Origin of the sequence: Salinicola tamaricis (assembly GCF_003006155.1) — a bacterium.
GTDB classification, from domain to species: domain Bacteria; phylum Pseudomonadota; class Gammaproteobacteria; order Pseudomonadales; family Halomonadaceae; genus Salinicola; species Salinicola tamaricis.
In genome coordinates this window covers 1,989,753-2,013,158 of sequence record NZ_CP023559.1, presented here as the reverse complement: position 1 = coordinate 2,013,158, position 23,406 = coordinate 1,989,753, and the positions used below count along the sequence as shown (strand labels likewise).

At 66.3% G+C, this 23,406-nt stretch carries 19 protein-coding genes and 4 pseudogenes; 17 read left to right on the top strand and 6 right to left on the bottom strand.

Annotated features, from left to right (window positions below):
* Positions 1 to 74: 74 nt before the first annotated feature.
* The 6 genes and pseudogenes from CN538_RS22645 to CN538_RS09245 all read left to right on the top strand — a co-directional run.
* Positions 75 to 137: pseudogene (locus CN538_RS22645) on the top strand (hypothetical protein); the annotation flags it as partial.
* Between the two features lie 176 nt (positions 138 to 313).
* Positions 314 to 361 (top strand): annotated as a pseudogene (locus CN538_RS22640) (hypothetical protein); the annotation flags it as partial.
* Between the two features lie 116 nt (positions 362 to 477).
* Positions 478 to 1,113 (top strand): 3-hydroxyacyl-CoA dehydrogenase family protein, encoded by a 636-nt coding sequence (locus CN538_RS09260; RefSeq protein WP_106419240.1) that lies wholly within the window; start codon positions 478 to 480, stop codon positions 1,111 to 1,113.
* Positions 1,113 to 2,308, top strand: a pseudogene (gene pcaF / locus CN538_RS09255) (3-oxoadipyl-CoA thiolase); the annotation flags it as partial. The gene CN538_RS09260 and the pseudogene pcaF, both read left to right, overlap by 1 nt.
* A gap of 294 nt (positions 2,309 to 2,602) precedes the next feature.
* The gene (locus CN538_RS09250; RefSeq protein WP_106419239.1) at positions 2,603 to 3,130 is read left to right on the top strand and encodes a tripartite tricarboxylate transporter TctB family protein; all 528 of its coding nucleotides are present in this window, start codon (positions 2,603 to 2,605) and stop codon (positions 3,128 to 3,130) included.
* 9 nt (positions 3,131 to 3,139) lie between these two features.
* A complete protein-coding gene (locus CN538_RS09245) occupies positions 3,140 to 4,624 on the top strand; it encodes a tripartite tricarboxylate transporter permease (RefSeq protein ID WP_106419238.1) in 1,485 nt (494 codons plus the stop codon).
* Between the two features lie 25 nt (positions 4,625 to 4,649).
* Here CN538_RS09245 and CN538_RS09240 read toward each other — a convergent pair whose 3' ends face one another.
* Complete coding sequence (locus CN538_RS09240) at positions 4,650 to 5,600, bottom strand: LysR substrate-binding domain-containing protein (protein WP_106419237.1); 951 nt, start codon at positions 5,598 to 5,600, stop codon at positions 4,650 to 4,652.
* Positions 5,601 to 6,008: 408 nt separating this feature from the next.
* On the opposite strand from CN538_RS09240, the gene CN538_RS09230 reads away from it, so the two are divergent.
* From CN538_RS09230 to CN538_RS09220, 3 genes are all read left to right on the top strand, one after another.
* Positions 6,009 to 6,620, top strand: coding sequence for an HAD family hydrolase (locus CN538_RS09230; RefSeq protein ID WP_106419236.1), 612 nt, complete (start codon positions 6,009 to 6,011; stop codon positions 6,618 to 6,620).
* Positions 6,621 to 6,774: 154 nt separating this feature from the next.
* A complete protein-coding gene (locus CN538_RS09225) occupies positions 6,775 to 7,917 on the top strand; it encodes an N-acetylmuramoyl-L-alanine amidase (protein WP_106419235.1) in 1,143 nt (380 codons plus the stop codon).
* A 361-nt stretch (positions 7,918 to 8,278) separates the two neighbouring features.
* Entirely contained in the window at positions 8,279 to 8,929 is a 651-nt protein-coding gene (locus CN538_RS09220; RefSeq protein ID WP_207233709.1) for a phosphatase PAP2 family protein, read from the top strand.
* Positions 8,930 to 9,010: 81 nt separating this feature from the next.
* Here the strand turns inward: CN538_RS09220 and CN538_RS09215 are convergent, their stop codons facing one another.
* From CN538_RS09215 to CN538_RS09205, 3 genes are all read right to left on the bottom strand, one after another.
* Complete coding sequence (locus CN538_RS09215; RefSeq protein WP_207233708.1) at positions 9,011 to 10,399, bottom strand: sodium:solute symporter family protein; 1,389 nt, start codon at positions 10,397 to 10,399, stop codon at positions 9,011 to 9,013.
* Positions 10,400 to 10,509: 110 nt separating this feature from the next.
* Positions 10,510 to 11,763 (bottom strand): metal-dependent hydrolase family protein, encoded by a 1,254-nt coding sequence (locus CN538_RS09210; protein ID WP_106419233.1) that lies wholly within the window; start codon positions 11,761 to 11,763, stop codon positions 10,510 to 10,512.
* A gap of 101 nt (positions 11,764 to 11,864) precedes the next feature.
* Positions 11,865 to 12,833 carry a LysR substrate-binding domain-containing protein gene (locus CN538_RS09205; RefSeq protein ID WP_106419232.1) on the bottom strand — a complete coding sequence of 323 codons (969 nt, stop codon included), beginning with the start codon at positions 12,831 to 12,833 and terminating at the stop codon, positions 11,865 to 11,867.
* A gap of 223 nt (positions 12,834 to 13,056) precedes the next feature.
* Between CN538_RS09205 and CN538_RS09200 the strand changes: the two genes are divergently transcribed.
* From CN538_RS09200 to copD, 4 genes are all read left to right on the top strand, one after another.
* Positions 13,057 to 13,452: a DUF2946 domain-containing protein gene (locus tag CN538_RS09200; protein ID WP_157958851.1), complete on the top strand. Its 396-nt coding sequence runs from the start codon at positions 13,057 to 13,059 to the stop codon at positions 13,450 to 13,452.
* Between the two features lie 239 nt (positions 13,453 to 13,691).
* Positions 13,692 to 15,743 (top strand): TonB-dependent receptor domain-containing protein, encoded by a 2,052-nt coding sequence (locus CN538_RS09195; RefSeq protein ID WP_106419230.1) that lies wholly within the window; start codon positions 13,692 to 13,694, stop codon positions 15,741 to 15,743.
* Positions 15,744 to 15,783: 40 nt separating this feature from the next.
* The gene (gene copC, locus CN538_RS09190; protein WP_106419229.1) at positions 15,784 to 16,191 is read left to right on the top strand and encodes a copper homeostasis periplasmic binding protein CopC; all 408 of its coding nucleotides are present in this window, start codon (positions 15,784 to 15,786) and stop codon (positions 16,189 to 16,191) included.
* Positions 16,188 to 17,072, top strand: coding sequence for a copper homeostasis membrane protein CopD (gene copD, locus CN538_RS09185; RefSeq protein ID WP_164999558.1), 885 nt, complete (start codon positions 16,188 to 16,190; stop codon positions 17,070 to 17,072). Before copC ends, copD begins: the two co-directional genes overlap by 4 nt.
* Positions 17,073 to 17,086: 14 nt before the next feature.
* Here copD and CN538_RS09180 read toward each other — a convergent pair whose 3' ends face one another.
* Positions 17,087 to 18,016, bottom strand: coding sequence for a LysR family transcriptional regulator (locus CN538_RS09180; RefSeq protein ID WP_106419227.1), 930 nt, complete (start codon positions 18,014 to 18,016; stop codon positions 17,087 to 17,089).
* 119 nt (positions 18,017 to 18,135) lie between these two features.
* On the opposite strand from CN538_RS09180, the gene CN538_RS09175 reads away from it, so the two are divergent.
* The 3 genes and pseudogenes from CN538_RS09175 to CN538_RS09165 all read left to right on the top strand — a co-directional run bounded on the left by CN538_RS09175 (position 18,136) and on the right by CN538_RS09165 (position 22,129).
* Complete coding sequence (locus CN538_RS09175) at positions 18,136 to 19,002, top strand: aldo/keto reductase family oxidoreductase (protein ID WP_106419226.1); 867 nt, start codon at positions 18,136 to 18,138, stop codon at positions 19,000 to 19,002.
* 115 nt (positions 19,003 to 19,117) lie between these two features.
* Complete coding sequence (gene folE2 / locus CN538_RS09170; protein WP_106419225.1) at positions 19,118 to 20,041, top strand: GTP cyclohydrolase FolE2; 924 nt, start codon at positions 19,118 to 19,120, stop codon at positions 20,039 to 20,041.
* A gap of 182 nt (positions 20,042 to 20,223) precedes the next feature.
* Positions 20,224 to 22,129, top strand: a pseudogene (locus tag CN538_RS09165) (propionyl-CoA synthetase).
* A 12-nt stretch (positions 22,130 to 22,141) separates the two neighbouring features.
* Here CN538_RS09165 and CN538_RS09160 read toward each other — a convergent pair.
* On the bottom strand, positions 22,142 to 22,633 hold the full coding sequence (locus CN538_RS09160; protein ID WP_106419224.1) for an Lrp/AsnC family transcriptional regulator: 492 nt from the start codon (positions 22,631 to 22,633) through the stop codon (positions 22,142 to 22,144).
* A gap of 257 nt (positions 22,634 to 22,890) precedes the next feature.
* Here CN538_RS09160 and CN538_RS09155 point away from each other — a divergent pair, with 257 nt between their 5' ends.
* Positions 22,891 to 23,394: an Lrp/AsnC family transcriptional regulator gene (locus CN538_RS09155; RefSeq protein ID WP_106419223.1), complete on the top strand. Its 504-nt coding sequence runs from the start codon at positions 22,891 to 22,893 to the stop codon at positions 23,392 to 23,394.
* The last annotated feature ends 12 nt before the right edge of the window (positions 23,395 to 23,406 follow it).

Sequence of the window (23,406 nt, the reverse complement as noted above, 5' to 3'; positions counted from 1 at the left end):
GTCGAGCGGATCGAGAAGGCGCAACAACAGCTCATCGAGCGGCGCGGTACCACCGCCACACCGCTCTCTCCGAGCTGCTGTCGCGTCTGGCCTGCAGCACTCAACTGGCGGGCGTCGAGCAGGCCGATCTGGTCATCGAGGCGATCGTCGAGGATCTCGAGATCAAGCGGTCGCTGTTCGCCGAGCTGTCGCGGCTGACCGTCCGATACGCTACTGGCGACCAACACCTCGTATTCGATATCGACGCGATCGCCGCGAGGTCGCGCAGCCATCGCGGGTGCTGGGGCTGCACTTCTTCAGCCCGGCGGATCGCATGCCCCTGCTCGAGATCGTCGCCACTGCGCGTACCGACGACACGACGCTGGTCACCGCGCACACCTTCGCCAAGGCGCTGAAAAAGACACCGATCGTGGTCCGCAATGCCTGGGGCTTCGTCGGCAACCGGATCTATGCCGCCTACCGCCGCAGTGTGAGTTCATGCTCGAAGAGGGCGCCTCCCCGACGCAGATCGACACCGCGCTGGAGGCGTTCGGCTTCGCCATGGGGCCATTCAAGGTCGCCGACATGTCCGGACTCGATATCGCCTGGAAGATGCGCCAGGCCACTGGCGCGGCAGACGCCGACCGGCGCTATGTCGGTCTGCCCGACCGCCTGTGCGAGGCCGGCCGCTTCGGACGCAAGACCCGCCAAGGCTACTACCGCTACGACGATTCGCTGCAGCCTTCGGAAGATCCCGAGGTGATGTCCATGATCGACGCCTATCGCCAGGCGCAGGGTATCGAGCCGCGCGCATTCAGCGCCAGCGAGATCCAGCAACGCGTGGTGGCGGCGCTGATCAACGAGGCGCTGCTGGTCATCGGGGAAGGTGTCTGTCGCCGTGCCGAGGATATCGATATCGCGCTGGTCAATGGTTACGGCTTTCCGCGCTGGCGCGGCGGGCCGGTGTTCATCGCCCGCCAGATGCCCGTGGAGGCCCTTGCCACAGCCCTCGACCAGCTCGCCCGGGCGAGCGGCCGGGGCCATGTGGCCGGTGACCCCGTCGTCCTGTCCACGGCGTGTTCGCGAGAATCTTCCCACGGGCCTTCCGAGTCCGCCAACAGGAGCAAGACGTGATGTCAGAAGCGTGGATCTGTGACGCCATCCGCACCCCGTTCGGGCGCTTTCAGGGCGCCCTCTCCGGCATCCGTGCCGACGATCTCGCGCCCTGCCGATACAGGCGCTGATGCAGCGCCACCCCGAGCTCGACTGGCACCGGGTCGACGACGTGATCTATGGCTGTGCCAACCAGGCCGGCGAGGACAACCGCAACGTCGCACGCATGGGCCGCGCTGCTCGCCGGGCTGCCGCTCGAAGTCCCGGGATCTACCCTCAACCGTCTGTGCGGCTCCGGCATGGATGCGGTCGGCAGTGCCGCCCGCGCCCTACGCTGCGGTGAGGCTCAACTGATGGTGGCCGGCGGCGTCGAGAGCATGAGCCGCTCACCCTATGTCATGGGCAAGGCCGAAAAGCCCTTTTCGCGCGGCCAGACCCTGGAAGACACCACCATTGGCTGGCGCCTGATCAATCCAGCGATGAAGGCACGCTACGGCGTCGATCCGCTGACGCAGACGGCCGAGAACGTCGCCGAGGAGGAGCGTGTCAGCCGCGCCGATCAGGACGCCTTCGCCCTGCGCAGCCAGCAGCGCTGGCAGGCCGCCCACGCCCGCGGATTCTTCGACCGGGAGCTGATGTCGGTGACCGTGAGCCGACGCGGCCAGCCCGACCTGGCGTTCACCTGCGACGAGCATCCGCGACCGGAGAGTACGCTGGAAGCGCTGAGCAAGCTGCGCAGCGTGACGCACGCAGACGGTAGCATCACCGCCCGCAAGCGCTCGGGTATCAACGATGGCGCCTGTGCGCTGCTGCTGGCCACGCCCGAGGGTGCCCGCCGGCACGGCCTGGTCGGACGCGCGCGCATCGTCGGCATGGCGACGGCCGGGGTGGCACCGCGGGTGATGGGCATGGGCCCGGTGCCGGCGATCGAGAAGCTGCTGGCCCAGACCGGGCTCAGCCTCGAGCAGATGGACACCATCGAGCTCAACGAGGCCTTCGCCTCCCAGGCGCTGGCGGTAGGCCGCCGGCTGGGACTCGCCGACGACGATCCACGCGTCAACCCTAACGGCGGCGCCATCGCCATCGGCCACCCACTGGGCGCCTCCGGTGCACGCCTGATCACCACCGCGCGCATCAGTTGGAGGCCAGCGGTGGGCGCTACGGGCTGTGCAGCATGTGCGTGGGCGTGGGCCAAGGCGTGGCGCTACTGATCGACGGTGCTGAGGTCGCCTTGCCAGCGGGGCGCCCCGTGTCGCCGGACCGGGCGAGTTCAGCGGTCACGCGGCGCCCACTGGGCGTCACGATTGGCCAGTAGCCATTGGTCGAAAATGTGACCAACAGTATGGCCAGACCTCCCTGACATATCCTCAGTCGATCCGAGTCGGCCGCATCCCCCATAGTAGCGCTATCTCTTCGGCGGTGTTTCCATCCTGGCGCCGAAGAGCGCGCGTTCGCCTCGCCCGAATGGCAACAAGAACGATACCACCATCACGTCTTGTGGAGGTTCCTCATGACCGTAGAGGCCGTAAAATCCCCCTCCCGAATCGGCAACGATGTCGATGACCATCACGATCGCGACCAGACCTTGACGATCAAGAAATCTCTGGCAGAAGTCGTGATCTATCTGCTGCTCATCGCTGCCGATATCTTCTACCTGAGCGAAGCCTATCGGCTTCATGTTCAGGTACCGAGCCCACACGTGGGTCCCGGCGGATTTCCGCTCATCATCGCCGTCATCAACCTGCTGCTGCTTCTGGGTCTTCTGTTCATCAGCCTCTTCATCAAGCCGCGCAGAACGCCCCAGGAGCGTGTGGCATTCAGCCGCCCCCTGTCGGTGCTGGCCGCCGTCGCCATCCTCATCGCCGAGACCACGCTGCTGAAGACGGCAGGACCGCTGATTACGATCGCCCTGTTCTCATTCCTGCTCATGTGGGTCGCAGGCGAACGACGCCTGACGATGCTGGCGATCATTCCTCCCCTGTTCTCCGCCGCCATTTACGCCATTTTCGTCATGGCGCTCGGCGTCTACTTCGATTGAGGGCATCAGATGATTGATCAAATACTGGTCGGATTCGGCTCTTTCGCCAACCCGCTGGTCGTGGTGGGTCTGCTCGGCGGGGCGCTCTTGGGCTATCTCATCGGGGCCATCCCCGGGCTGGGGCCGAGCCTGGGCGTCGCCCTGATGATTCCCTTCACCTACGGCATGGACCCCACGGTCTCCATCGTCACCCTGGTGGCCCTGTATGTCGCCGCCGAATATGGCGGTGCGATCTCGGCGATTCTGCTCAACTCGCCGGGCACCGCCGCGGCGGTCGCCACCTCCTGGGATGGCTACCCGCTGTCGCAGCAGGGCAAGGCCGGCCTGGCGCTGAACGTCTCCATCATCTCCTCGGGTGTGGGCATCTTCGTCAGTGCCGTCCTGCTCTTCTTCACCGCCGTGCCGCTGTCGGAGTATGCCCTCGCCCTGGGCCCGGAGGCCTACTTCGCGCTCGCGCTGCTCGGCCTGAGCCTGGTCTCCAGCCTCTCGCCTTCGCTGCTCAAGGGGCTGATCGCCATGGGCCTGGGGCTCGGCCTGGCGACCATCGGGCTCGACACCCAGACGGGCGTGCCGCGCTTCAGCTATCACCCGGACTTCTTCGAGGGCCTGCCGCTGGTACCGGTACTGCTGGGGCTGTTCGCCCTTTCCGAAGTGCTGTTCATGATCGAGAAAGGCGCGGCGGGTTCGGTCAAGAGCCAGCCCATGAGTGGGCTCTTCGCGGTTCCCTTGAGCACGTTCACCCAGCTCAAGCGCGTGTTCTTGACCAGCTCCATTCTGGGTTACGTGATCGGGATCATTCCTGGTGCGGGCGCCTCGATCGCTTCGTTCGCGTCCTATGGCGTGGCCAAGAAGAGCTCGCGTCACCCCGAGCGCTTCGGCAAGGGTAGCCTGGAGGGTGTGGCGGCCTCGGAAACCGCCAACAATGCCGCCGTATCCGGCGCGCTGGCGCCGCTGCTGGCACTCGGCATCCCCGGTTCGCCGACCACCGCGATCCTGATCGGCGCGCTGATGATTCAAGGCATTCAGCCCGGACCGCTGCTGTTCGCGACCAACCCGGAGATCCCCTACACGATTTTCGCCTCACTCTGGATCGGAGTGCCGGTGATGATCATCATCGGTCTGGCGGGGGCTCGCTTCTGGGCCAAGGTGTCTGACATCCCGGGGCCGATCATCGCAGCCATCGTTGCCGGAATCAGCCTGATGGGCGCTTATGCCACAGAGAACGCCATTTTCCCGGTCTTCATCACGCTGGCGTTCGGCCTGATCGGCTATCTGCTACGCAAGGTGGATATTCCGCTGGCGCCGGTCATTCTCGCCCTGGTGCTGGGCGACATGCTGGAGACCAACTTCCGCCGCGCGGTCTCGATCGCCAATGGCGACATGACCACGTTCCTGACCGATCCCATCAGCGCGACGCTGCTGGCGATCATGGTGATCTCGCTGATCCTGCCGCGCCTGCGCAAGTCCTTCTTCAAGAAAGCGGCGCAGGTCTAGCGCCGGACGCGCTGCCGGCCCGACATCAACCGAGGGAGTCCAGCGCCCGCGCCGGCGGCGTTCCCTCTTCGCCGGCAGCGGGCGCTGCCGGCGTTTGCGTCTGCATCACACCCCGCATCCACTCGAGAAACCTGAGCAGCGCATCCGAGGGCGGCGTTCCCTTGGGCCAGACCAGATAGTAGGCTTCGCCGGTCTTCAACGTCTCCGGGAACGGGGCCAGGAACTCTCCCGATTCGAGCTGCTTCTCCACGAACATCTTGACGGCGATGGCGCAGCCCATACCCGTCGACGCCGCCTCGTAGGCCAGCGCAGAGCTCTCGAATTGAACACTCGCCTTGTCCTCGACCGTATCGCCGTAGGCGGCGAGCCAGTGCTGCCAGTCCGAGGAGCGGGCCATCGAGTGCAGCAGCCGAACGCGGGATAGATCGCGCACGGTCTTGATCCCGGCCGACGCCTGCAGGGCGGGGGAGACAACGGGGATGAGTTCGATATCCACCAGCTTCTCGGCGTGCAGGTCCGGCCACTCTCCGCGCCCGGCACGGATTGCCGCGTCGACGTTGCCGCTATCGAAGTCCGCCGGTTTCAGAGACGACGAGAGCTTGACCTCGAGCAGGTCGTTGCGGGCGTTGAAATCCGCCAGCCGGGGAATGAGCCAACGCTGCGAAAAGGTGGTGTAAGACTGGATCGACAGCACATCCTTGCGCCCGCGACGCGAGACACGTCGGCTGGCGTCGGAGATCTCCTTGAAGGCGTTCTTCACGCCTCGGTAGAGCTCCAGCCCCTCCCGCGTCAGCTCGATACCGCGATGCTGGCGGTAGAACAGCACCACGCCCATGTAGTCCTCGAGCACCTTGACCTGACGGCTCACCGCGACCTGCGAAACGTGCAGCTCCTCGGCCGCCTTGGTCAGGCTGCACAGCCGGGCCGCGACCTCGAAAGCCCGCAGCGGATTCAAGGGAGGGAGAGGATGCGACATAGGTAGATACCCGCTACAAAATCGGACTCTATAGCACAGTGTCACGCAACCCGGATATTAGACATTAGCGCCCGACCGATCTCCGCAGCTCTCAATACGCGCGTCACTGGTCTCGCCATTGCTGGCCGTCAGCGGCGACGTGGGGGCCGTTTCGGTGTCCAAGTCAGTCTATATCGACAAGCGCGAGCTGAAGTGTGCCTGTGTGGGCGCTAACAGCAACGTGCCGCTAAGTTTTCTATCACCGACCGAAAACCTGATGATGATATTGATGGGTCTCTGGATGCCGCCACGAATGCTGGCGGATGACCTGCCAGTGCCCACGAAATTGTCGCTGCCCACGGCCACCGCCTTGGCTTTCAGGGGCCGACTGCCGGCAGAATGCCAGGCATACCTCACGAGGAGAGATCCATGACGTCTGGTCCCCTGCATCGCCACCACCACTGGGTCTTCGACATGGACGGCACGCTCACCGTCGGCGTACACGATTTCCCGGCGATCCGGCGCGAGCTGGAAATTCCCGAAGGGGCGGATCTGCTCCACCACCTGGAGACGCTACCCACGGCCGAGCGCGACGCTAAGCACGCCTGGCTGCTGGAGCACGAGCGCACGCTGGCACTCGCGGCCACCGCAGCGAGTGGCGCGGTCGAGCTGATTCTGGCGCTGACCCAGCGCGGCTGCCGGCTGGGCATCCTGACGCGCAACGCCAAGGAGCTGGCGCATATCACCCTGGAGGCGATCGGACTGGACGCGTGCTTCGCCGCCGACGACGTGCTGGGGCGCGACGAGGCGCCGCCCAAACCCCACCCCGGCGGCCTCGACCACTTCATCCAACACTGGCAGACCGCCCCCTCGGCGGTGGTGATGGTCGGCGACAGCCGTATGGACATGGCCTGTGGCCGCGCGGCAGGGGCGACCACGATTCTCGTCAACATACCCGACAACCCCTGCCCCGAGGCGGTGGACTGGCATTTCCCGGACTGCCATGCGCTGCTGGCGAAGGTGACGCCAGCTGACCGATAGCCAATCGCCGGTAGCCAAAGTCCTGAGATACCGCACGCCAAGGGATCGTTTGCTGCCGGCACGGGTCAGAGTCTTGTTGCCCCATGGGCTAAATTAGTTATGTTATAACGTCATCCTCGTTACCCATTGTCACCCATTTTCACGAGTCACCGTCATGGATAGAAGGCGCTTCATCACCACGCTTCTGGCCACCTGTCTCCTCCCCAGTACCCGCGCGCTGGCCGCCAATCCGCTCACGCCCTTTACCCTGCAGGAAGACGACGACAGCGCCAGCTTCGTCATCGAGCTCGAGGGCAGCCACGAACACAAGGTCTTCGCCCTGGATAACCCGCCGCGGGTGGTCATCGACCTACCGCAGGTCTCGCGCATCGCGCCGTCGAAGGCACCGCGCCAGCACGCCGGTATCGTCAAGGACGTGCGCACCGGACGTCACGGCGACGGCATTCGCATCGTGCTCGATCTGAAGCGGCTCAAGCAGCCCAGGACCCAGGTGCGCCAGCTGGATGCGCATCGCGCCCAACTGATCGTCAGCATCAACGACCCCGACCCGCTGATGGCGGCGGTCACTGCCGAAGCCGAGTCCCACCACCAGCCGCGCAAGGCGATCATCGAGATCGACGCCGGCCATGGCGGCAAGGACCCCGGCTGCATCAGCGCCGACGACCACTACGAGAAGTATGTCGCCCTGGGCGTGGCCGATGCGCTCAAGGCGCGGCTCCACGCGGACCCGCGCTTCGAGCCGTCGCTCACCCGGGACAGCGATATCTTCATTCCGCTGCATCAGCGCGTGCTGATGGCTCGCGATCATCACGCCGATCTGTTCATCTCGATCCATGCCGATGCCGCGCCCACCCCCTCGGCCTCCGGGGCCTCGGTCTACATCCTCTCCGAGCACGGTGCCAGCTCGGCGATGGCGCGCTGGCTGGCGGAGAGCCAGAACGCCGCCGACCGCTACGACTCGACCCGCGACAGCAATATCTATTCGGATGACCCCGACGTGCAGTCGGTGCTGATCGACCTGTCGATGCGCGGTACCGACGTCGCCAGCCAGAAGCTGGCCAAGACCACGCTCGGCCATCTCGGCGAGGTGACCCACCTGCATCAGCATCGGGTCAACAAGGCGGCGTTCGCCGTGCTCAAATCGCCGGACATCCCCTCGATGCTGGTAGAGACCGGGTTCATGTCCAACCGCGCCGACTGCAAGCGCCTGCTGATCAAGTCGCACCAGCAGTCGCTGGCCGAGGCGCTGCACCAGAGCGTGGCCGACTTCTTCGAGGCCAACCCGCTGCCGGCGTGAAGTGCTCGCCACGCCCCACCGCTGCTAGCACCACTCGGCGACGGCGTGGCCGCCCTAAGAGGGTGTTTACAACCCCTCTGACGATGGGCGCCGGAGGCAGGGCAAAGCGAGGGTCCTTTGCCAGGGATGGCAAAGGTAGCGCCCAGGGAGGGGTTCACAGCGCCCTCGCAACGCCCTGCCGCCGGATTAGCCCACGTCGTCTAGCGGCTGTGAAAGGCGTTCTAAGCTCTTGTTAAGCGAGCCGGCGTAGAACAACAGCCATCACCCGTTGCCAGGCGCCGACAGCGCCAGGCGGCGGCTGACAAAAAGATGACCGTTTCGTTACCAATCCCTGCGCACCGCCCGCCGCCGCGGCGCTAGCATGGCGATCTGGTTTTTCCCGCACGACGCTCAAGGACGCCGACGTACCGCTATCATGGAAGCGCTCAACCTTCGCCTGTTCGACTGGCTCAACGCCCCCGCCCACGCCTCGCGACTGACGCTGGATCTGGCCTACGCGCTGGCCATCTATGCCATCTACCTGGTGCCGCTGCTGATGATCGTCGGCTGGCTGCAGCGCGATCCGGCCCGCCAGCGCCTGGCGCTGCGCGGCCTGGTGGCCTGCGTCGCGGCGCTCGGCGTCAACAGCGTGATCGGGCTGGCGTGGAGTCATCCGCGCCCGTTCATGCTGCCAGTGGGGCACACCTACCTGAGCCACGCCGCCGACAGCTCCTTCCCCAGCGACCACATGACGGTGATCACCGCCGCCGCGGTGACCCTGCTGCTGTCGCGGGAGCTGCGCCCACTGGGGGTGATCTTCGCCGCCATCGGCCTGGGCATCGCCTGGTCGCGAATCTATCTGGGGGTGCACTTTCCCCTGGACATGCTGGGGGCACTGCTCATTTCCGGCACGGTGGCGCTACTCGCCGCGCGCTGCGAGGCCTACTACATGCCGGCGCTGCACGGGCTGGCCCGAGGCATCCACCGGCGGCTGCTGGCGCCGCTGATCGCCCGTGGCTGGTTGCCGCGCTGAACCGGGTGCCGTAGACACCACGGCCGGGCAGTGTGCCCGGCCGCGGTGTTAGACGTTTCTGCCAACGCGCTCGTCGCCCTCTCAGGCAGTACTCGAGACCGCCGCCGGGCGCCTCCCGGCAAGACTCACCGCGATCAGCGTCAGCGCCGCCAGCGGCATCGCCACCAGCACGCTGTTCCAGCCCATCGGCTTGCCCAGGGCGATCTCCCACACCAACGTCATCACGCCACCCACGAGCATCGCCGACAGCGCCCCGGCCGGGGTCGCCCGCGGCCACAGCAGGGCGGCCAGGAACACCGGCGTGATCGCCGCGCCATACATGCCGTAGGAGTACATCTGCATCGCCAGCACGCTGGGGAAGAAGGCGCCCAGTATCCAGGCCAGCAGGCCGAGCAGCACCACCGCCAGGCGGTTGAGCAGCAGCGCCTTGCCCGCCGGCACCCGGATCTTGAACAGGCCACCGACGATATCCTGGGTCAGGCTGGCCGAGGCCGAGAGCAGGTACGAGTTGCCCGTGGTCAGCAGCAGCGCCACGATCGAGGCCAGCAGCAGGCCGCCGATCACCGTGGGGACGCCTTGCTGGGCCAGCGTCATCATCGCGGTCGACGGCGTGATATCGGGATACATCACCCGCGTGGCGCACACCAGCAGCGTGATCAGTGACGTACAGACGATGGAGGCCAGGACCAGGCCCAGCGCGGCCTTCTTGGCGGTCTGCGGGTCACGCGCCGCGGCGAAGCGCTGGAACAGGTTCTGATCGCCCAGAATGAGCAGGAATAACGGCAGGAAGTAGCTCAGTGCCTGCCACGGCGAGAGCCCGCCGAGCAGCGTCTGATGGGTCGCCGGCAGCGCCTCCATCATACCGTCGAGGCCACCCAGCCGGGTCAGCACCAGCGGCAGCGCGATCAGCATGCTACCGAAGATGATCACCGCGCTGAGGTAGTCGGTGTAAGCCACCGAGACCAACCCGCCCATGGTCGCCAGACCGATCATCACCAGCGCCGCGATTACCACGCCCTGCCATACCGGCAGGCCGAAGACCAGATTGAGCGCCTGCCCCGCGCCGGTGAACTGATACGACACGATACCGACGTAGGCGAGCAGGATGATCAGCGAGGCGATCGAGCGCGCCACCGGGCCGAAGCGCGCCTCGATCAGCGCCGGGATGGTAGTAGCCCGCGAGCGGCGCATCTTGCGCGCCAGCAGGAAGTAGACCACCAGCGCGGCGATCGGCGTGCCGGCGAAGAAGAAGATCGCTGCCCCCGGGCCGTGCTGGAATACGAAGCTGGCACCGCCGACGATCGAGCCGGAGCCGACGAAGGTCGCCAGTAGCGTCGCGGTGAGCACCAGGGTCGAGAGCGAGCGTCCGGCGACGATGAAGTCGGTATCGTCGTGGACCTTGCGCCGTGAGAAGTAGAGCCCCACAGCGACCATCAGCAGCAGATAGGCAATGACGAAGAGTGCGTGCATGAAGCAGGCCTCCGGTTGTGATTGTTATGGATCGTGATCGTAATGGATCGTAGTTGTGATGGATCGTAGTTGTGATGGATCGTAGTTGTGATGGATCGTGGTTGTGATGGTCAGCGCGTCAGATGGTCCTTGATCAGGCGGCCGCCCTGCATGATCAGCGCCAGGTGATCGCCCTGGCCGGTCAGCAGGCGCATATCCTCCAGCGGGTTGCCGTCGACCACGATCAGGTCGGCGTAGGCGCCCGGCGCGATACAGCCGACCTCGCCCTCCATGCGCAGCAGCTTGGCCGCGGTGGCGGTGGCGCTGCGGATCACCTCGTGGGGCGGCAGCACCTGGGAGCGGATCACGAACTCGTCGGACTGGTGCGGATGCATCTCGCCGAGCAGATCGGTGCCGTAGGCCATCTCCAGCCCCGCCTCGCGCATGGTCACCAGGCTCTCCAGCCCAGCCAGGCGCACGTCGTCGATCTTGGCCACCGACTCCGGCTTGAGCCCGTACTCGGCGCCCTCGAGCTTGAGCCGCTCGTAGGTCACCAGGGTGGGACACGCCATCGCCCCGCGTTCGGCGGCAAAACGCGCAGTCTCAGCGGTGATCAGATTGCAGTGCTCGAGCGAGCGTACCCCCGCTTCGACCGCGCGACGGATCGCCTCGTCGGTGTAGAGATGGGCACTGACGTAGGTCTGGGCGTTGCTCGCCTCCTCGACGATGGTCCTGAGTTCGTCCACCGAGAAGCTCAGGAAGTCGATCGGATCGCTGGGCGAGGAGACGCCGCCGTTGGCCATCACCTTGATGAACTGAGCGCCGCCCTTGATCTCCTGGCGCACCGCACGACGCACCGCCTCGACGCCGTCGCAGATACGCCCCATCGAACCGAGCCGGCGGGTCTGGTACTGGTCGTCACGCTCGTCATAGAAGCCACGGTAGTCGTTGTGACCGCCGGTCTGCGACAGCGCCTTACCGCAGATCACCAGTCTGGGCCCGACGAAGTGACCCTCCGCCACCGCCTGCTGGATGGCACGGTCGGCGCCGCCGACGTCGCGCACCGTGGTGAAGCCGCGTTCGAGCATGCCTTTCAGGATCGGCGTGGCGCGCGCCGCGACCAGCGCATCGGGCAGCAGTGCATTGGCGCCGAGGTCGGCGGTGGTGGCGATCACGTGCACGTGACAATCGATCAGCCCCGGCATCAGGGTGCGCCCGCCGAGATCGACCACCTCGGCGTGGGGGGCATCGATCGCTGTCTCGGTGACTTGGACGATGCGGTCACCTTCGATCAGCACCTGGAGGCCGTCATGCGGCTCGGCGGCGCTGCCGTCGACCAAGCGGAAGTTCTTGAGCAGGCGGGCGGGGGGCGTGCGTTCGGTCATGATTGGGCTCTTATAGGGACGGGAACGTCTCGAGCCTAATCAGCGCGGGAAGAGCCTGAAAAGCGACAAAAACGCATGTCAGCATGCGGCCAGCGCATCGTTCAGCCCGCGCCGCGGTCGCCGCCCGGGCCCGCGGCCAGCGGTTCGTTGGGCGCCATCTCCAGCAACCAGCGCTTGAAGCAGCGGGTGGCGTAGTTCTCGCGGCGCTCCTCCGGGGTGATCAGGAAATAGCCACCACCGTGGCTGGCCCAGTGGTCGGAGGCCCAGACCAGGCGCCCGCGGCGAATCTGGCTGTCGATCACATGCCGCCAGCCGAGCACGATGCCCTGCGCCAGGCTCGCCATCTCCACCAGCGTCGGATAGTGATTGCACACCAGGGTATTGGCCAGCGCCGGGCTGGCCAGGCGGTGGTAGCGAAACCAGTCGTGCCAGGAGATCCACAGGCTCTGGGCGTCCTCTAGCATCAGCAGCGTTTCGTGCTGCAGCTGCGCCGGGCTCAGGCGTTCGTCCTCGCCCAGCGCGTAGCGCTCGCGGCAAGTCGCGAGATAGTCCGGCGCGCAAGCGGTATAGACCTGCTCGGGGATCACGAAGGTGGTGGCAAAGCCCGGCAGTGCGGGGTTCTTCAGGTAATAGAGCCCGATATCGAACTCGAACGAGGAGAGCGAGGTGACGCCGTCGCGCACGATCAGGCGCAACTTGATGTCGGGGTGGGCGCGCCGGAACAGACTCAGCCGCGGCGCCATCCAGAACTGTGCCACGCCAGCAGTGCAGGCCAGCGTCAGCTCGTTCTCACCGGTGCTCTTCATCACCTCGGCGGTGGCCTGGACGCAGTCGTCGAGGATCGCCCGTACCTGCAGCGCATAGGCCTCGCCGGCCCGGGTCAGGGTCAACCGCCGCTGCTCGCGCACGAACAGCTTGCGCCCTAGAAACTGCTCGAGATGGACCACTTGGCGGCTCACCGCACTCTGCGACAGATTGAGCTCGCCCGCGGCGCGGGTAAAGCTCATGTGGCGCACCGCCGATTCGAAGGCGACCAGCGAGTTGAGCGGCGGCAGCGGGTACATGCGCATGGGAAGCTCCGGCAAGGCGACGAAGAGAGAGCCAGGATACGTGATCCCGCCGCCGCGAACGCCCCTCGCGGATCACGGAGCGTGGATGGCACCGAGCAGGACGTGCCGTGGTGCGACAATCCACCTCATCCCCCGGCGAGTCGCCGCGGAACTTTTTGGTTACCATCCGAGACGTGTGGGTAACACATGACTTTTCCTGCCCACCGCCATCGCGTGGATGACGATGATCCGACTCACTCGAACCCGCAGCACCTACCGTCGCCTGGCCGCCAGTCTGGCGCTGTTGGCGATGATGATGCTGTTCCTGGGGCCGCTGATCTCGCAGATCCAGGCGTCGGAGTCGTCTCATTCGTCGATGCGAATGGCGGCGATGCCCGGCATGTCGATGGCGTCCATGCACGCCCGCGACACACCGGAGCGCGCCGTCTTCGCCTGGCACGATCAGTGCGGCTACTGCTCGCTGTGGCAGCACTTCCCCACCGCCCATAGCGACGTTCCCGCCGTTGTCCGCAGCGTCCTCAAGCCCGCCGGTGGTCGTTTCGAATCGCCGCGCCCCGCGGCCTCGAGCGACCACCTGTGGTTCGAAGGCCGCCCCCGCGCCCCACCCGCGTTCTCCTGATTCGCACTCTCATCCTGTTCATCCGGCTTCCGCTTCCGGCGGTGGTGCTGCCCGCCCGTGCGGCCGGATCACACTCGAAACGCATTCAAGGGAACTTCATGTCCACCACTGCACACGGCCCCCGCTGGGGTGCCGCACAGACAGCCGCGCCTGGCCGCAGCCTTCCCCCGCGCCAAGCGTTGGCAGCCGCGGTCACGTTGGCGAGCGCCGCGTTCGCCACGCCGAGCCTGGCGCAGACGATGAGCCACGACCATGACGATCACGTCGCGAGCCATCACGACACCCTGGTCGTGACCGCCGTCCCGCTCAGCTCGCCGATCACGGTAGAGACGGACCCACGCCAACCTCGCCAACCCATGCCGGCGAGTGATGGCGCCGACTATCTGAAGACCATTCCGGGCTTCGCCTCGATTCGTAACGGCGGCACCAATGGTGACCCGGTGTTTCGGGGGATGTTCGGCTCGCGGATCAAGATCCTGACCGATGGCAGTGAGATGCTCGGCGCCTGCCCGTTTCGCATGGATGCCCCCACCTCCTATATCTCCCCGGAGGCCTACGACAGCCTGGTCGTGACCAAGGGGCCGCAGTCGGTGCTATGGGGGCCCGGTGCCTCAGCCGCTACCGTGCGCTTCGACCGCGGGCCCGAGTCATTCGACGCCCCCGGCACGCGGGTCGATGGCAGCGTGATGCTGGGCACCTATGGCCGCTTCGATCGACGCATCGACGCCGCCGCGGGTAACGAAGCGGGCTACGTTCGCCTGATCGGCAACGAATCGGAAGCCAACGACTACAAGGATGGCAACGGCGATACGGTGCCGTCGAAATGGGACAAGTGGAATGGCGATATCGCCCTCGGCCTGACGCCGGACGACGACACCTGGCTGGAGGTCACCGCCGGTCGTGGCAATGGCGAGGCGCGCTACGCCGGGCGTGGCATGGACGGCAGTCGATTCCTGCGGGAGACGGCAGGCGTTCGCTTTGAAAAGCGCAATATCAGTGAACACTGGCGCAAACTCGAACTGCAGGCGAATTACGCCTACGCCGACCACATCATGGACAACTTCACGCTGCGCGATCCTTCAGGCGGCATGGACATGGGTGGCGGCGGCATGGACATGGGCGGCGGCGGCATGGACATGGGTGGCGGCGGCATGGACATGGGTGGCGGCGGCATGGACATGGGCGGTGGCGGCATGGACATGGGCGGCGGCAGCATGGACATGAGCGACGGCATGGCGATGCGGCTGGATCGCCGCACGCGCAGCACCCGCGTCGCCTCGACCTGGGAGTGGAGCGACTTCAGCTGGATCGCCGGCGTCGACGCCCAGCAGCAGATTCATCGCAATCGCGACGGCGACCACTGGGACAGCGACTACGAACAGATCCAGTACGGCCTGTTCAACCAGCTGACCTGGTACGCCAGCGACCGCGACCGGGTCATCGGCGGCGCACGTCTGGATCGCTACCACGTCGACGACCATAACGACGATACCGCCACCGCGGGCGATACCCGGCGCACGACGCTGCCCAGCGGCTTCGTGCGCTACGAGCAGGATCTCGCCTCGGCGCCGGTCACCTGGTACGCCGGCGTGGGTCACGTGCAGCGCTTCCCGGATTACTGGGAACTCAAGCCCGGGCTCGACGGCCCCGACGGCAGCCCGAACGCCTTCGCCGGTGTCAAACCGGAGAAGACCACGCAGCTCGACGTCGGCGCCCAATACCGTGGCGAACGCACCCGCGCCTGGGTCTCCGGCTATCTTGGCTATGTCGAGGATTTCATCCTCTTCGACTACGACGGGGCCAACACCCAGGTCCGCAACGTCGACGCCAACATTGCCGGGGCGGAACTCGGCGCCGCCTACGATTTCAGCGACAACTGGACCGGCGAAGCGAGCCTGGCCTATGCCTGGGGCCGCAATGCGACCGATGACCAGCCGTTGCCGCAGATTCCCCCGCTGGAGTCGCGCTTCAGCCTTACCTACGAGCGCGATGACTACTCGGTCGGCGCCCTCTGGCGGCTGGTCGCGCCCCAGCATCGGATCGCACTGAACCAGGGCAATGTCGTCGGCCAGGATCTCGGTGACTCGGCAGGGTTCGGCGTCTTCTCGCTCAATGGCGCCTACCGTTTCAACCCCAACTTCACCCTCAGCAGCGGTATCGACAACGTCTTCGACAACACTTACAGCGAACACCTCAACCTCGCGGGCAACGCCGGTTTCGGGTATCCGGGTAACACTCGGGTCAACGATCCGGGCCGGATGGTCTGGGCCAAGCTAGATTTTCATTTCTGAGGCGGCTTCATCGCCACTCGACATACCACCAGCCGCCCCAGTGGGGGGCGGCCACTCAAGGAAACCAACCCATGAAACGTCATATGAATCTACGCCAGTCACTCTCCCTGATCGCGACTCTGGGGCACTTGCCTTCAGCCATCAAGCGCTCGCGCATGCGCATCTCGAGGCCGCGACCCCCGCCGAGGGCGCGGATGTCACGGCGCCGGAGCGCCTGACGCTCACCTTCACCGAGGGCCTGGAGCTGGCTTTCAGCGGTCTCGAATTGAACGGCAGTGATGGCTCTGCCGTCGAGCTAGGCAAGGCCACCCTGGCAGACGATGGCACGACCCTGACCGCCCCGGTCGAGACCGCGCTCGAGCCCGGCCGTTACCAGGTCACATGGCATGTCCTCTCCGTCGATGGTCACAAGACCGAGGGCGGTTACGCGTTCAGCGTGACACCGTGACCGAACCCGGCACGGCGCTGTTGATGAGCCGCTTCGCGTTCGACGCGGCGGCTCTATTTCTGTGGGGGTCCAGCGCCTATCTGTTGTCGATGCCTCCCTCCGAGCTGCGCGACTGGCTCTGGCAACGCTTGAGTGGCGCACGCTGGTGCGCCATCGGCACGGCCACGGTCGTGACGCTCGCCAGCCTGCCGCTGCGTACCGCCGAGCTGTCGGGCAGCTGGTCCGCGATGCGAGATACGGCACTGCTGGCGCGGGTCGCCACGCAAACCACCCTCGGCAGCACCTGGCTCTGCCAGATGATCGCGGTGGCGCTGCTGCTCGCCACCTCGCTACCGCCTCGCCGCTGCCGCGCGCCGGCGGTGGCATTGAGCAGTGCACTGATGCTGGGCAGCCTGACGCTATCGGGGCACGCGGCGATGCACGCCGGCGCGCTCGGCTGGCTGCACCGGGGCAATGACTGGCTGCATCTGCTGGCCGGCGGTTTCTGGTTCGGCGCGTTACTGCCGGTCTTGCTGCTGCTGGGCCAGCTTGGCACTCGCGGCGCCCAGAGGCCCGCCGCCCTGGCGCTGACCCGCTTCTCGCAGTGGGGGCATATCGCGGTGGCCATGGTCCTGCTGTCGGGGGCGGTGAATACCGGGCTGATCGTCGGTGACTGGCCCGACGACTGGTCGATGACCTACCAACGACTGCTGGGCATCAAGGTGGCCCTGGTCCTCGTCATGGTGCTGGTGGCGCTCTACAACCGCTATCGCCTGGTCCCTCGGCTCGCCGCCACGCCCGGCGCACTGATCCGGCTGAAGCGTGCCACGCTGCTCGAACTGACCGTGGCGACGGCGGTCATTGCCCTGGTGGCGGCCTTCGGCATGATGCAGCCCCGCTGAGGCGACGAAGCGGCTCAGGAGACGTGATCCCGCCGCCGGGGGAGCGAGTCTTGATCGCGAATGAAGTCGATGAAGGCGCGCAGGGGGGCAGGTACCAGCCGGCGATCCGAGTAGTAGAGATAAGGGCCGGGGAAGCGTAGCCACCAGGGCTCGAGAACCGCGACCAGCTCACCGCTGGCCAGGTACGGTTGGAGCCACTGCTCGAACAGCATGATCAGGCCGACGCCTTGCAACGCCGCCTCGACGCCAAGATCCACACCGCCGCCGATGCTGATCGTCAAAGGGCCGGTGGGCTCGATGCGAATCGCCTCCTCGCCGCGCTCGAACTCCCATGCCGGCCGGTTGCCGTTGGTGAAACGGCCACGGATACAGGCATGCTGCAGCAGCTCGCGGGGATGCGTGGGGGTGCCATGACGCGCCAGGTAATCGGGCGAGGCGGCCAGCGCAAAACGCTGCTCGCGCGGGCCGATGGGCACGGCGATCATGTCCTGCTCGAGCAGTTCGTCGTAGCGGATGCCGGCATCGAAGCCCGCCGCCAGCGTATCCGTCGCCGCACTGTCGGCGGTGACCTCCACGCGGATCTCCGGGTAGGCCTTGAGGAAATCGGGCAGGATCGATGGCAGGATCAGCCGCGCCGCACTGACCGGGACATTGAGGCGTAGCGTGCCGGCGGGGCGATCCCGAAAGCCGTTGATCGCATCCAGCGCGTTTTCGACCTCCTCGACCGCTGGCGCCAGCCGCGCGACCAGGGCAGCGCCGGCCTCGGTCAGCGTCACCGCCCGCGTGGTGCGATGAAACAGCCGAATGCCCAGCGCCGTCTCGGCACGCCGCACCGCATCGCTCAAGCGCGACGCACTGCTACCGCTCAGCCGCGCCGCTTCCCGAAACCCCTTGGCTCTGGCCACGGCCAGCACGACCTGAAGATCACCGAGATCGGCACTCATTGTGCATTTCTCCGCACACCTTGTATCGATTGAGGACAATAGTCGCACAGCACTGACGCGCCTACCATGAGGGGACATCGGGGCATCTGACGCACCGACCTCGACACAGGAGTGAACGCATGTCCCTCATCGACAAGGCTGGCACCTACACACTCGGCAACCGACGGGTCAAACGACTGGGCTATGGGGCGATGCAGCTCGCCGGCCCCGGCGTGTTCGGTCCGCCCAAGGATCCGGCGCGGGCGTTGCAGGTCCTCGAGGCGGCCATCGCCGCCGGTATCGACCACATCGACACCTCGGATTTCTACGGCCCGCACATCACCAATCAGCTCATCAAGCAGGCACTGCACCCCTATCCGAGCGATCTCTGCCTCGTCACCAAGGTCAGTGCCCGGCGCGATGACACCGGCGCCTGGCTGCCCGCCCTCTCGCCCGCCGAGCTGACCCAGGCTGTGGAAGACAACCTGCGCAATCTGGGGCTCGAGCAGATGGAGGTCGTCAACCTGCGCAGCATGCTGGATGTGCATGGGCCGGCGGAGGGCTCGCTGGCGGCCCCGCTGACGACACTGGCGGAACTTCGCGAGCGCGGCCTGATCAAGCATATCGGCCTGAGCAATGTCACGCCGACCCAGGTGGCCGACGGACAGAAGATCGTGCCCATCGTCTGCGTGCAGAACCAGTTCAACCTGGCCAACCGCGCCGACGATGCGCTGATCGATCAGCTGGCCGCGGAGGGCATTCCCTACGTGCCGTTCTTCCCGCTGGGCGGATTCACCCCACTCCAGTCGCAGACGCTCACCGAGGTCGCGGCGACGCTCGACGCCACCCCGATGCAGGTAGCACTGGCCTGGCTGCTGGCTCGCTCACCCAACATCCTGCTGATCCCCGGGACTTCGTCTCCCGATCATCTGCAGCAGAATATCCAGGCGGCAGCGCTGGAGATTCCCGCGGCGCAGATGGCACGGCTGGACCGCATCGGCGACTGATTCATCGGTTCGCTCGCGCGACCCTCATGGCGGCATCACGCGGTAACCGAAGGGTGTACCCATCGGCTCTAACGATATGTTATAAAATAACATTTCCAACCGTCGACGAGCACTCATGAATCTCACCGTACCGCCGCTACCGGATGTCGCCGCTGGGCGCGAACCGGAACCGTCCCAGGGCGCGCCATACCGAGCCCTGCAACGTGTCGGCATGCAGGGCATCGCCACCCGCCTGCAGTGGGCGGACGGCGCTCGACTGCCGGCCACCGCCGATGTCAATGTCGATCTCGTGGCGGGCCAGCGCGGCATCCATATGTCACGCCTCTACCGCCTGCTCGACCGTCTGGACGAATCGCCAGTGACGCCGGCGCAGTTGGACGCCCTGGGCCACGCCCTGCTGGATAGCCAGGACGACACCAGCCAGCGCCTCTCTCTGACCCTGCGCTTCGGGTTGCCGCTGCGCCGCCGCGCCCTGCTCAGCGACGCCAGTGGCTGGCGCCACTACCCGCTCACGCTGACCCTCGAAGGCAGCCGCGAGGGGCTGACCCAGACCCTGACCCTCGAACTCGACTACTCATCCACCTGCCCCTGCTCGACCGCGCTGGCCCGCCACGCCATGGCCCGCGACTGGCGCCACTGGGCCGACGAGCAGAACGCCGAGACCCTCGACGCCGAGACGGTGGCCGAGTGGATCGAGCACAGCGGCAGCTTCCCTACACCCCATAGTCAACGCAGCCGGGCAGTGATCGCGCTGCGTCTGACCGCAGATGCCGCCTACGCTCCGGAGGCACGCCTCGACGCCTTCGAGCAGACTCTGCAGACGCCGGTGCAGACGCTGGTCAAGCGCGTCGACGAGCAGGCCTTCGCCGAACGCAACGGGGCCAATCTGATGTTCTGCGAGGACGCCGCACGGCGGCTGGCGGCGGCGTGCGAGGCGCAGGCCGGCGTCGCCGGCTACCGCGTCGATATCACCCACGCCGAGAGTCTGCACGCCCACGACGCAGTGGCCCGGGCCGAGCGCGACTTCGAGGTGCGCTGAGACGTGCCGCCGGCGTGCCCTGCCCGGCCCTCGCCCGCGTCCATTCGTCGAAGCTAGCCGATGGTCTGACGGTCGCCGCGCCGCTGCCCCCATAGAGTGTGATCAGACAGCCTGTTCACGCAGACGCTGCCTCCGGCCCGCGCCAGGGCGCGGGTGAAAGGGCACACGCAGCGGGGTAAGCCATGAGTCGTTATCAGGACGAGTACCGAGCCTCCCTCGAGGACCCGGAAACCTTCTGGATGCGCCAGGCCCGGCGCATTCCCTGGTTCACCCCGCCGACCCGGGCGCTCGAGGTCGATGCCGGCGGCCATGCGCGCTGGTTCGGTGATGGCGAGCTCAACCTGTGTCACGCCGCTCTCGATCATCATATCGAGCAGGGCCACGGCGAGCGCATTGCGCTCTACTGGGACTCACCGCTCAGCGGCCAGCAACGCCGCTACACCTACCGGGAGCTGCGCGACGCCACCGCCCGCTGCGCCGGCGCCCTGCGCGGGCTGGGTGTGGCGCCGGGTGAGCGCGTGGTGATCTACCTGCCGATGGTGCCGGAAGCGCTGATCGCGATGCTCGCCTGCGCGCGTCTCGGCGCCATCCACTCGGTGGTGTTCGGCGGTTTCGCTGCGCGCGAGCTGGCGGCACGGATCGAGGACGCCAAGCCCCGGGTGGTGGTGGCCGCCTCCTGCGGGCTCGAACCCGGCCGCGTGGTGCCCTATCAGCCGATCGTGCGCGAGGCGCTGTCGCGCAGCGCCCATGCGGTGGCCCACTGCGTCTATCTGCAGCGCGACGCCTGCCGCGTCGAGTTCGGCCCCGGCGAGGTCGAGTGGGAGACGCTGATGGCCGCCGCCAAGCCCGCCGACTGCGTTGCGGTCAAAGCCACCGATCCGCTCTATATCCTCTATACCTCCGGCACCACCGGCCGCCCCAAGGGCGTGGTCCGCGATACCGGCGGCTACGCCGTGGCGCTGCACTACTCGATGGAGACGATCTACGACATCGCCCGGGTGAGGTGTTCTTCTCCGCCTCCGATGTGGGCTGGTGGTGGGCCACTCCTACATCGTCTATGGCCCGCTGCTGCGCGGCGCCAGCACGGTGGTCTACGAGGGCAAGCCGGTACGCACCCCCGATGCCGGTGCCTTCTGGCGGGTGATCGAGGCGTACCGGGTGAAGAGCTTCTTCACCGCGCCGACGGCCTTCCGCGCGATCAAGAAGGAGGACCCCGAGGCGCGGCTGAAGGAGGGCTACGACCTCTCCAGTCTGCGCTCGCTGTTCCTCGCCGGGGAGCGCCTCGACCCGCCCACCTACCACTGGCTCAAGGCGCATCTCGATGTGCCCATCGTCGACCACTGGTGGCAGACCGAAACCGGCTGGGCGATCGCCGCCGATCCGCTGGGGCTCGACCCCGTGCCCACCCGCGCCGGCTCCGCCACCTTTCCGGTGCCGGGCTACGATGTGCGCATCCTCGACCGCCACGGCGAGGAGGTGGGCGCGCTGACCGAGGGTAGCGTGGTGATCAAGCAGCCGCTGCCGCCGGGCTGCCTGGCCGGTATCTGGGGCGACCCCGAGCGCCTGCACTCGGCCTATCTGGCGACCTACCCGGGCTACTACCTGACCGGTGACGGTGGCTATATCGACGACGAGGGCTATCTGTTCGTGATGGGGCGCACCGACGATGTGATCAATGTCGCCGGCCACCGGCTCTCCACCGGCGAAATGGAGGAGGTGCTGGGGTCTCACCCGGCGGTGGCCGAGTGCGCGGTGATCGGCGCTCAGGATGCGCTCAAGGGTCAGCAGCCAGTGGGGTTGGTGATTCCCAAGGATGGCTTCGACGGCGACGAGACGCGCCTGACCGAGGAGCTGATCGCGCTGGTGCGCGAACGAATCGGCCCGGTGGCGAGCTTCAAGCAGGTGCGGGTGGTAGCGCGTCTGCCCAAGACCCGCTCGGGCAAGATCCTGCGCCGGGCGCTGCGCCAGATCGCCGACGGGGAGACCTTCGACGTGCCCGCCACCATCGACGATCCGACCAGCCTGGAGGATGCCCGCGAGGCGATCGCCAAGCTGCGCGGAAACGAACCCACGGAGAAGGATGATTGAGCCGGCCGGCGTTCAGGAAGGCTCAGGCTGCGGCCCGAACAGCGCATTGAGCGGCAGGTGGGATTTCGAGAAAGGTGACTTGATGACCACGTAGTTGAAGTACTTCTCGATCCCCACGTCCTGTTCGACCAGCCCCTCGATAAGCGCCTGGTATTCGGCGATGCCACGCGTCACGAACTTGAGCAGATAGTCGAACCCACCCGACATCAGATGGCACTCCATGCAGTCGTCGATCTTCTCGACCGCCTGCTGAAAACGGTCGAAGTCGATCTGGCGGTGATGAGAGAGTGTCACCTCGGTGAATACCGTCAATATCTCGTCGAATTTCGCCAGGTCGATCAGCGCCGAATAGCCGGTAATGTAGCCCGCAGCCTGCAGCTTCTTGACTCGCATCAGGCAGGGGCTGGGCGATAGATGAACCAGCTCTGCCAGCTCGACGTTGGGGATACGGCCGTTTTTCTGCAATTCGGTCAGGATCCGGAGATCGGTACGATCCAGCTTCATTCTTGTTTCCCCCAAAGTCGGATACCTCGCGGCGGGGCCTGGGTGACATGCGATGTATCGGCACATCTTCGCAACGATGCCCGAAAAGACCGGGCAAAAAGATTCGCGCCCGTAACTTGCCCCCCGAGTCACGATATTGAAAACTGCAGGGCGATGGAAACGCCACCCGCCAAGCGGCATAGGCGTGCCACCATATTGCGGCTACGCCAGGGCGCATTTGACGCGCAATCCCAAGGGACGGGCCCTAGATTAGACTCATGACATCACCCAAACTCGACCGCCTCGATGTCGCCATCCTCACCGAGCTGCAGCGCGACGGACGCATCACCAATGCCCAGCTGGCGGATCGTGTGGGGCTGTCGCCCTCTCCCTGTCTGTCCCGGGTCAAGCGGCTGCAGCAGGCCGGCTACATCGAGAGCTACAACGCCCGTCTCAATCTGGCCCGGCTCGGTCCGTCGATGACCCTGTTCGTGGAGATTACGCTGAGCAACCATCGTCGCGACAGCTTCCAGCGCTTCGAGGCGGCCATGGCGGCAACGCCCGAGGTGATGGAGTGCCATCTGGTCTCCGGCGGTTACGACTATCTGCTGCGGATACTCGTGCCACGCCTCTCCGAGTTCCAGCAGCTGATGGAGCGATGGTTGGGGCAGGACGTGGGGATCGCACGCTACTTCAGCTACGTGGTGATGAAGACACCGCTGACCCGGGTCGAGGTCCCGCTGGGCCAGTTGATCGAGGACGATAGCCACGGCGGGACGTGACCGCGCCTACGC

What these genes read in the sequence shown, in the direction of transcription:
- CN538_RS09210 (WP_106419233.1), bottom strand. Translation starts at nt 11,763, where the DNA reads ATGACCGAACGCACGCCCCCCGCCCGCCTGCTCAAGAACTTCCGCTTG.
- CN538_RS09195 (WP_106419230.1), top strand. Translation starts at nt 13,692, where the DNA reads ATGAGCCACGACCATGACGATCACGTCGCGAGCCATCACGACACCCTG.
- CN538_RS09220 (WP_207233709.1), top strand. Translation starts at nt 8,279, where the DNA reads ATGGCGATCTGGTTTTTCCCGCACGACGCTCAAGGACGCCGACGTACC.
- CN538_RS09260 (WP_106419240.1), top strand. Translation starts at nt 478, where the DNA reads ATGCTCGAAGAGGGCGCCTCCCCGACGCAGATCGACACCGCGCTGGAG.
- CN538_RS09250 (WP_106419239.1), top strand. Translation starts at nt 2,603, where the DNA reads ATGACCGTAGAGGCCGTAAAATCCCCCTCCCGAATCGGCAACGATGTC.
- CN538_RS09175 (WP_106419226.1), top strand. Translation starts at nt 18,136, where the DNA reads ATGTCCCTCATCGACAAGGCTGGCACCTACACACTCGGCAACCGACGG.
- CN538_RS09200 (WP_157958851.1), top strand. Translation starts at nt 13,057, where the DNA reads ATGATCCGACTCACTCGAACCCGCAGCACCTACCGTCGCCTGGCCGCC.
- CN538_RS09180 (WP_106419227.1), bottom strand. Translation starts at nt 18,016, where the DNA reads ATGAGTGCCGATCTCGGTGATCTTCAGGTCGTGCTGGCCGTGGCCAGA.
- CN538_RS09230 (WP_106419236.1), top strand. Translation starts at nt 6,009, where the DNA reads ATGACGTCTGGTCCCCTGCATCGCCACCACCACTGGGTCTTCGACATG.
- CN538_RS09240 (WP_106419237.1), bottom strand. Translation starts at nt 5,600, where the DNA reads ATGTCGCATCCTCTCCCTCCCTTGAATCCGCTGCGGGCTTTCGAGGTC.
- CN538_RS09160 (WP_106419224.1), bottom strand. Translation starts at nt 22,633, where the DNA reads ATGAAGCTGGATCGTACCGATCTCCGGATCCTGACCGAATTGCAGAAA.
- CN538_RS09215 (WP_207233708.1), bottom strand. Translation starts at nt 10,399, where the DNA reads ATGCACGCACTCTTCGTCATTGCCTATCTGCTGCTGATGGTCGCTGTG.
- CN538_RS09245 (WP_106419238.1), top strand. Translation starts at nt 3,140, where the DNA reads ATGATTGATCAAATACTGGTCGGATTCGGCTCTTTCGCCAACCCGCTG.
- CN538_RS09155 (WP_106419223.1), top strand. Translation starts at nt 22,891, where the DNA reads ATGACATCACCCAAACTCGACCGCCTCGATGTCGCCATCCTCACCGAG.
- folE2 (WP_106419225.1), top strand. Translation starts at nt 19,118, where the DNA reads ATGAATCTCACCGTACCGCCGCTACCGGATGTCGCCGCTGGGCGCGAA.
- CN538_RS09205 (WP_106419232.1), bottom strand. Translation starts at nt 12,833, where the DNA reads ATGCGCATGTACCCGCTGCCGCCGCTCAACTCGCTGGTCGCCTTCGAA.
- CN538_RS09225 (WP_106419235.1), top strand. Translation starts at nt 6,775, where the DNA reads ATGGATAGAAGGCGCTTCATCACCACGCTTCTGGCCACCTGTCTCCTC.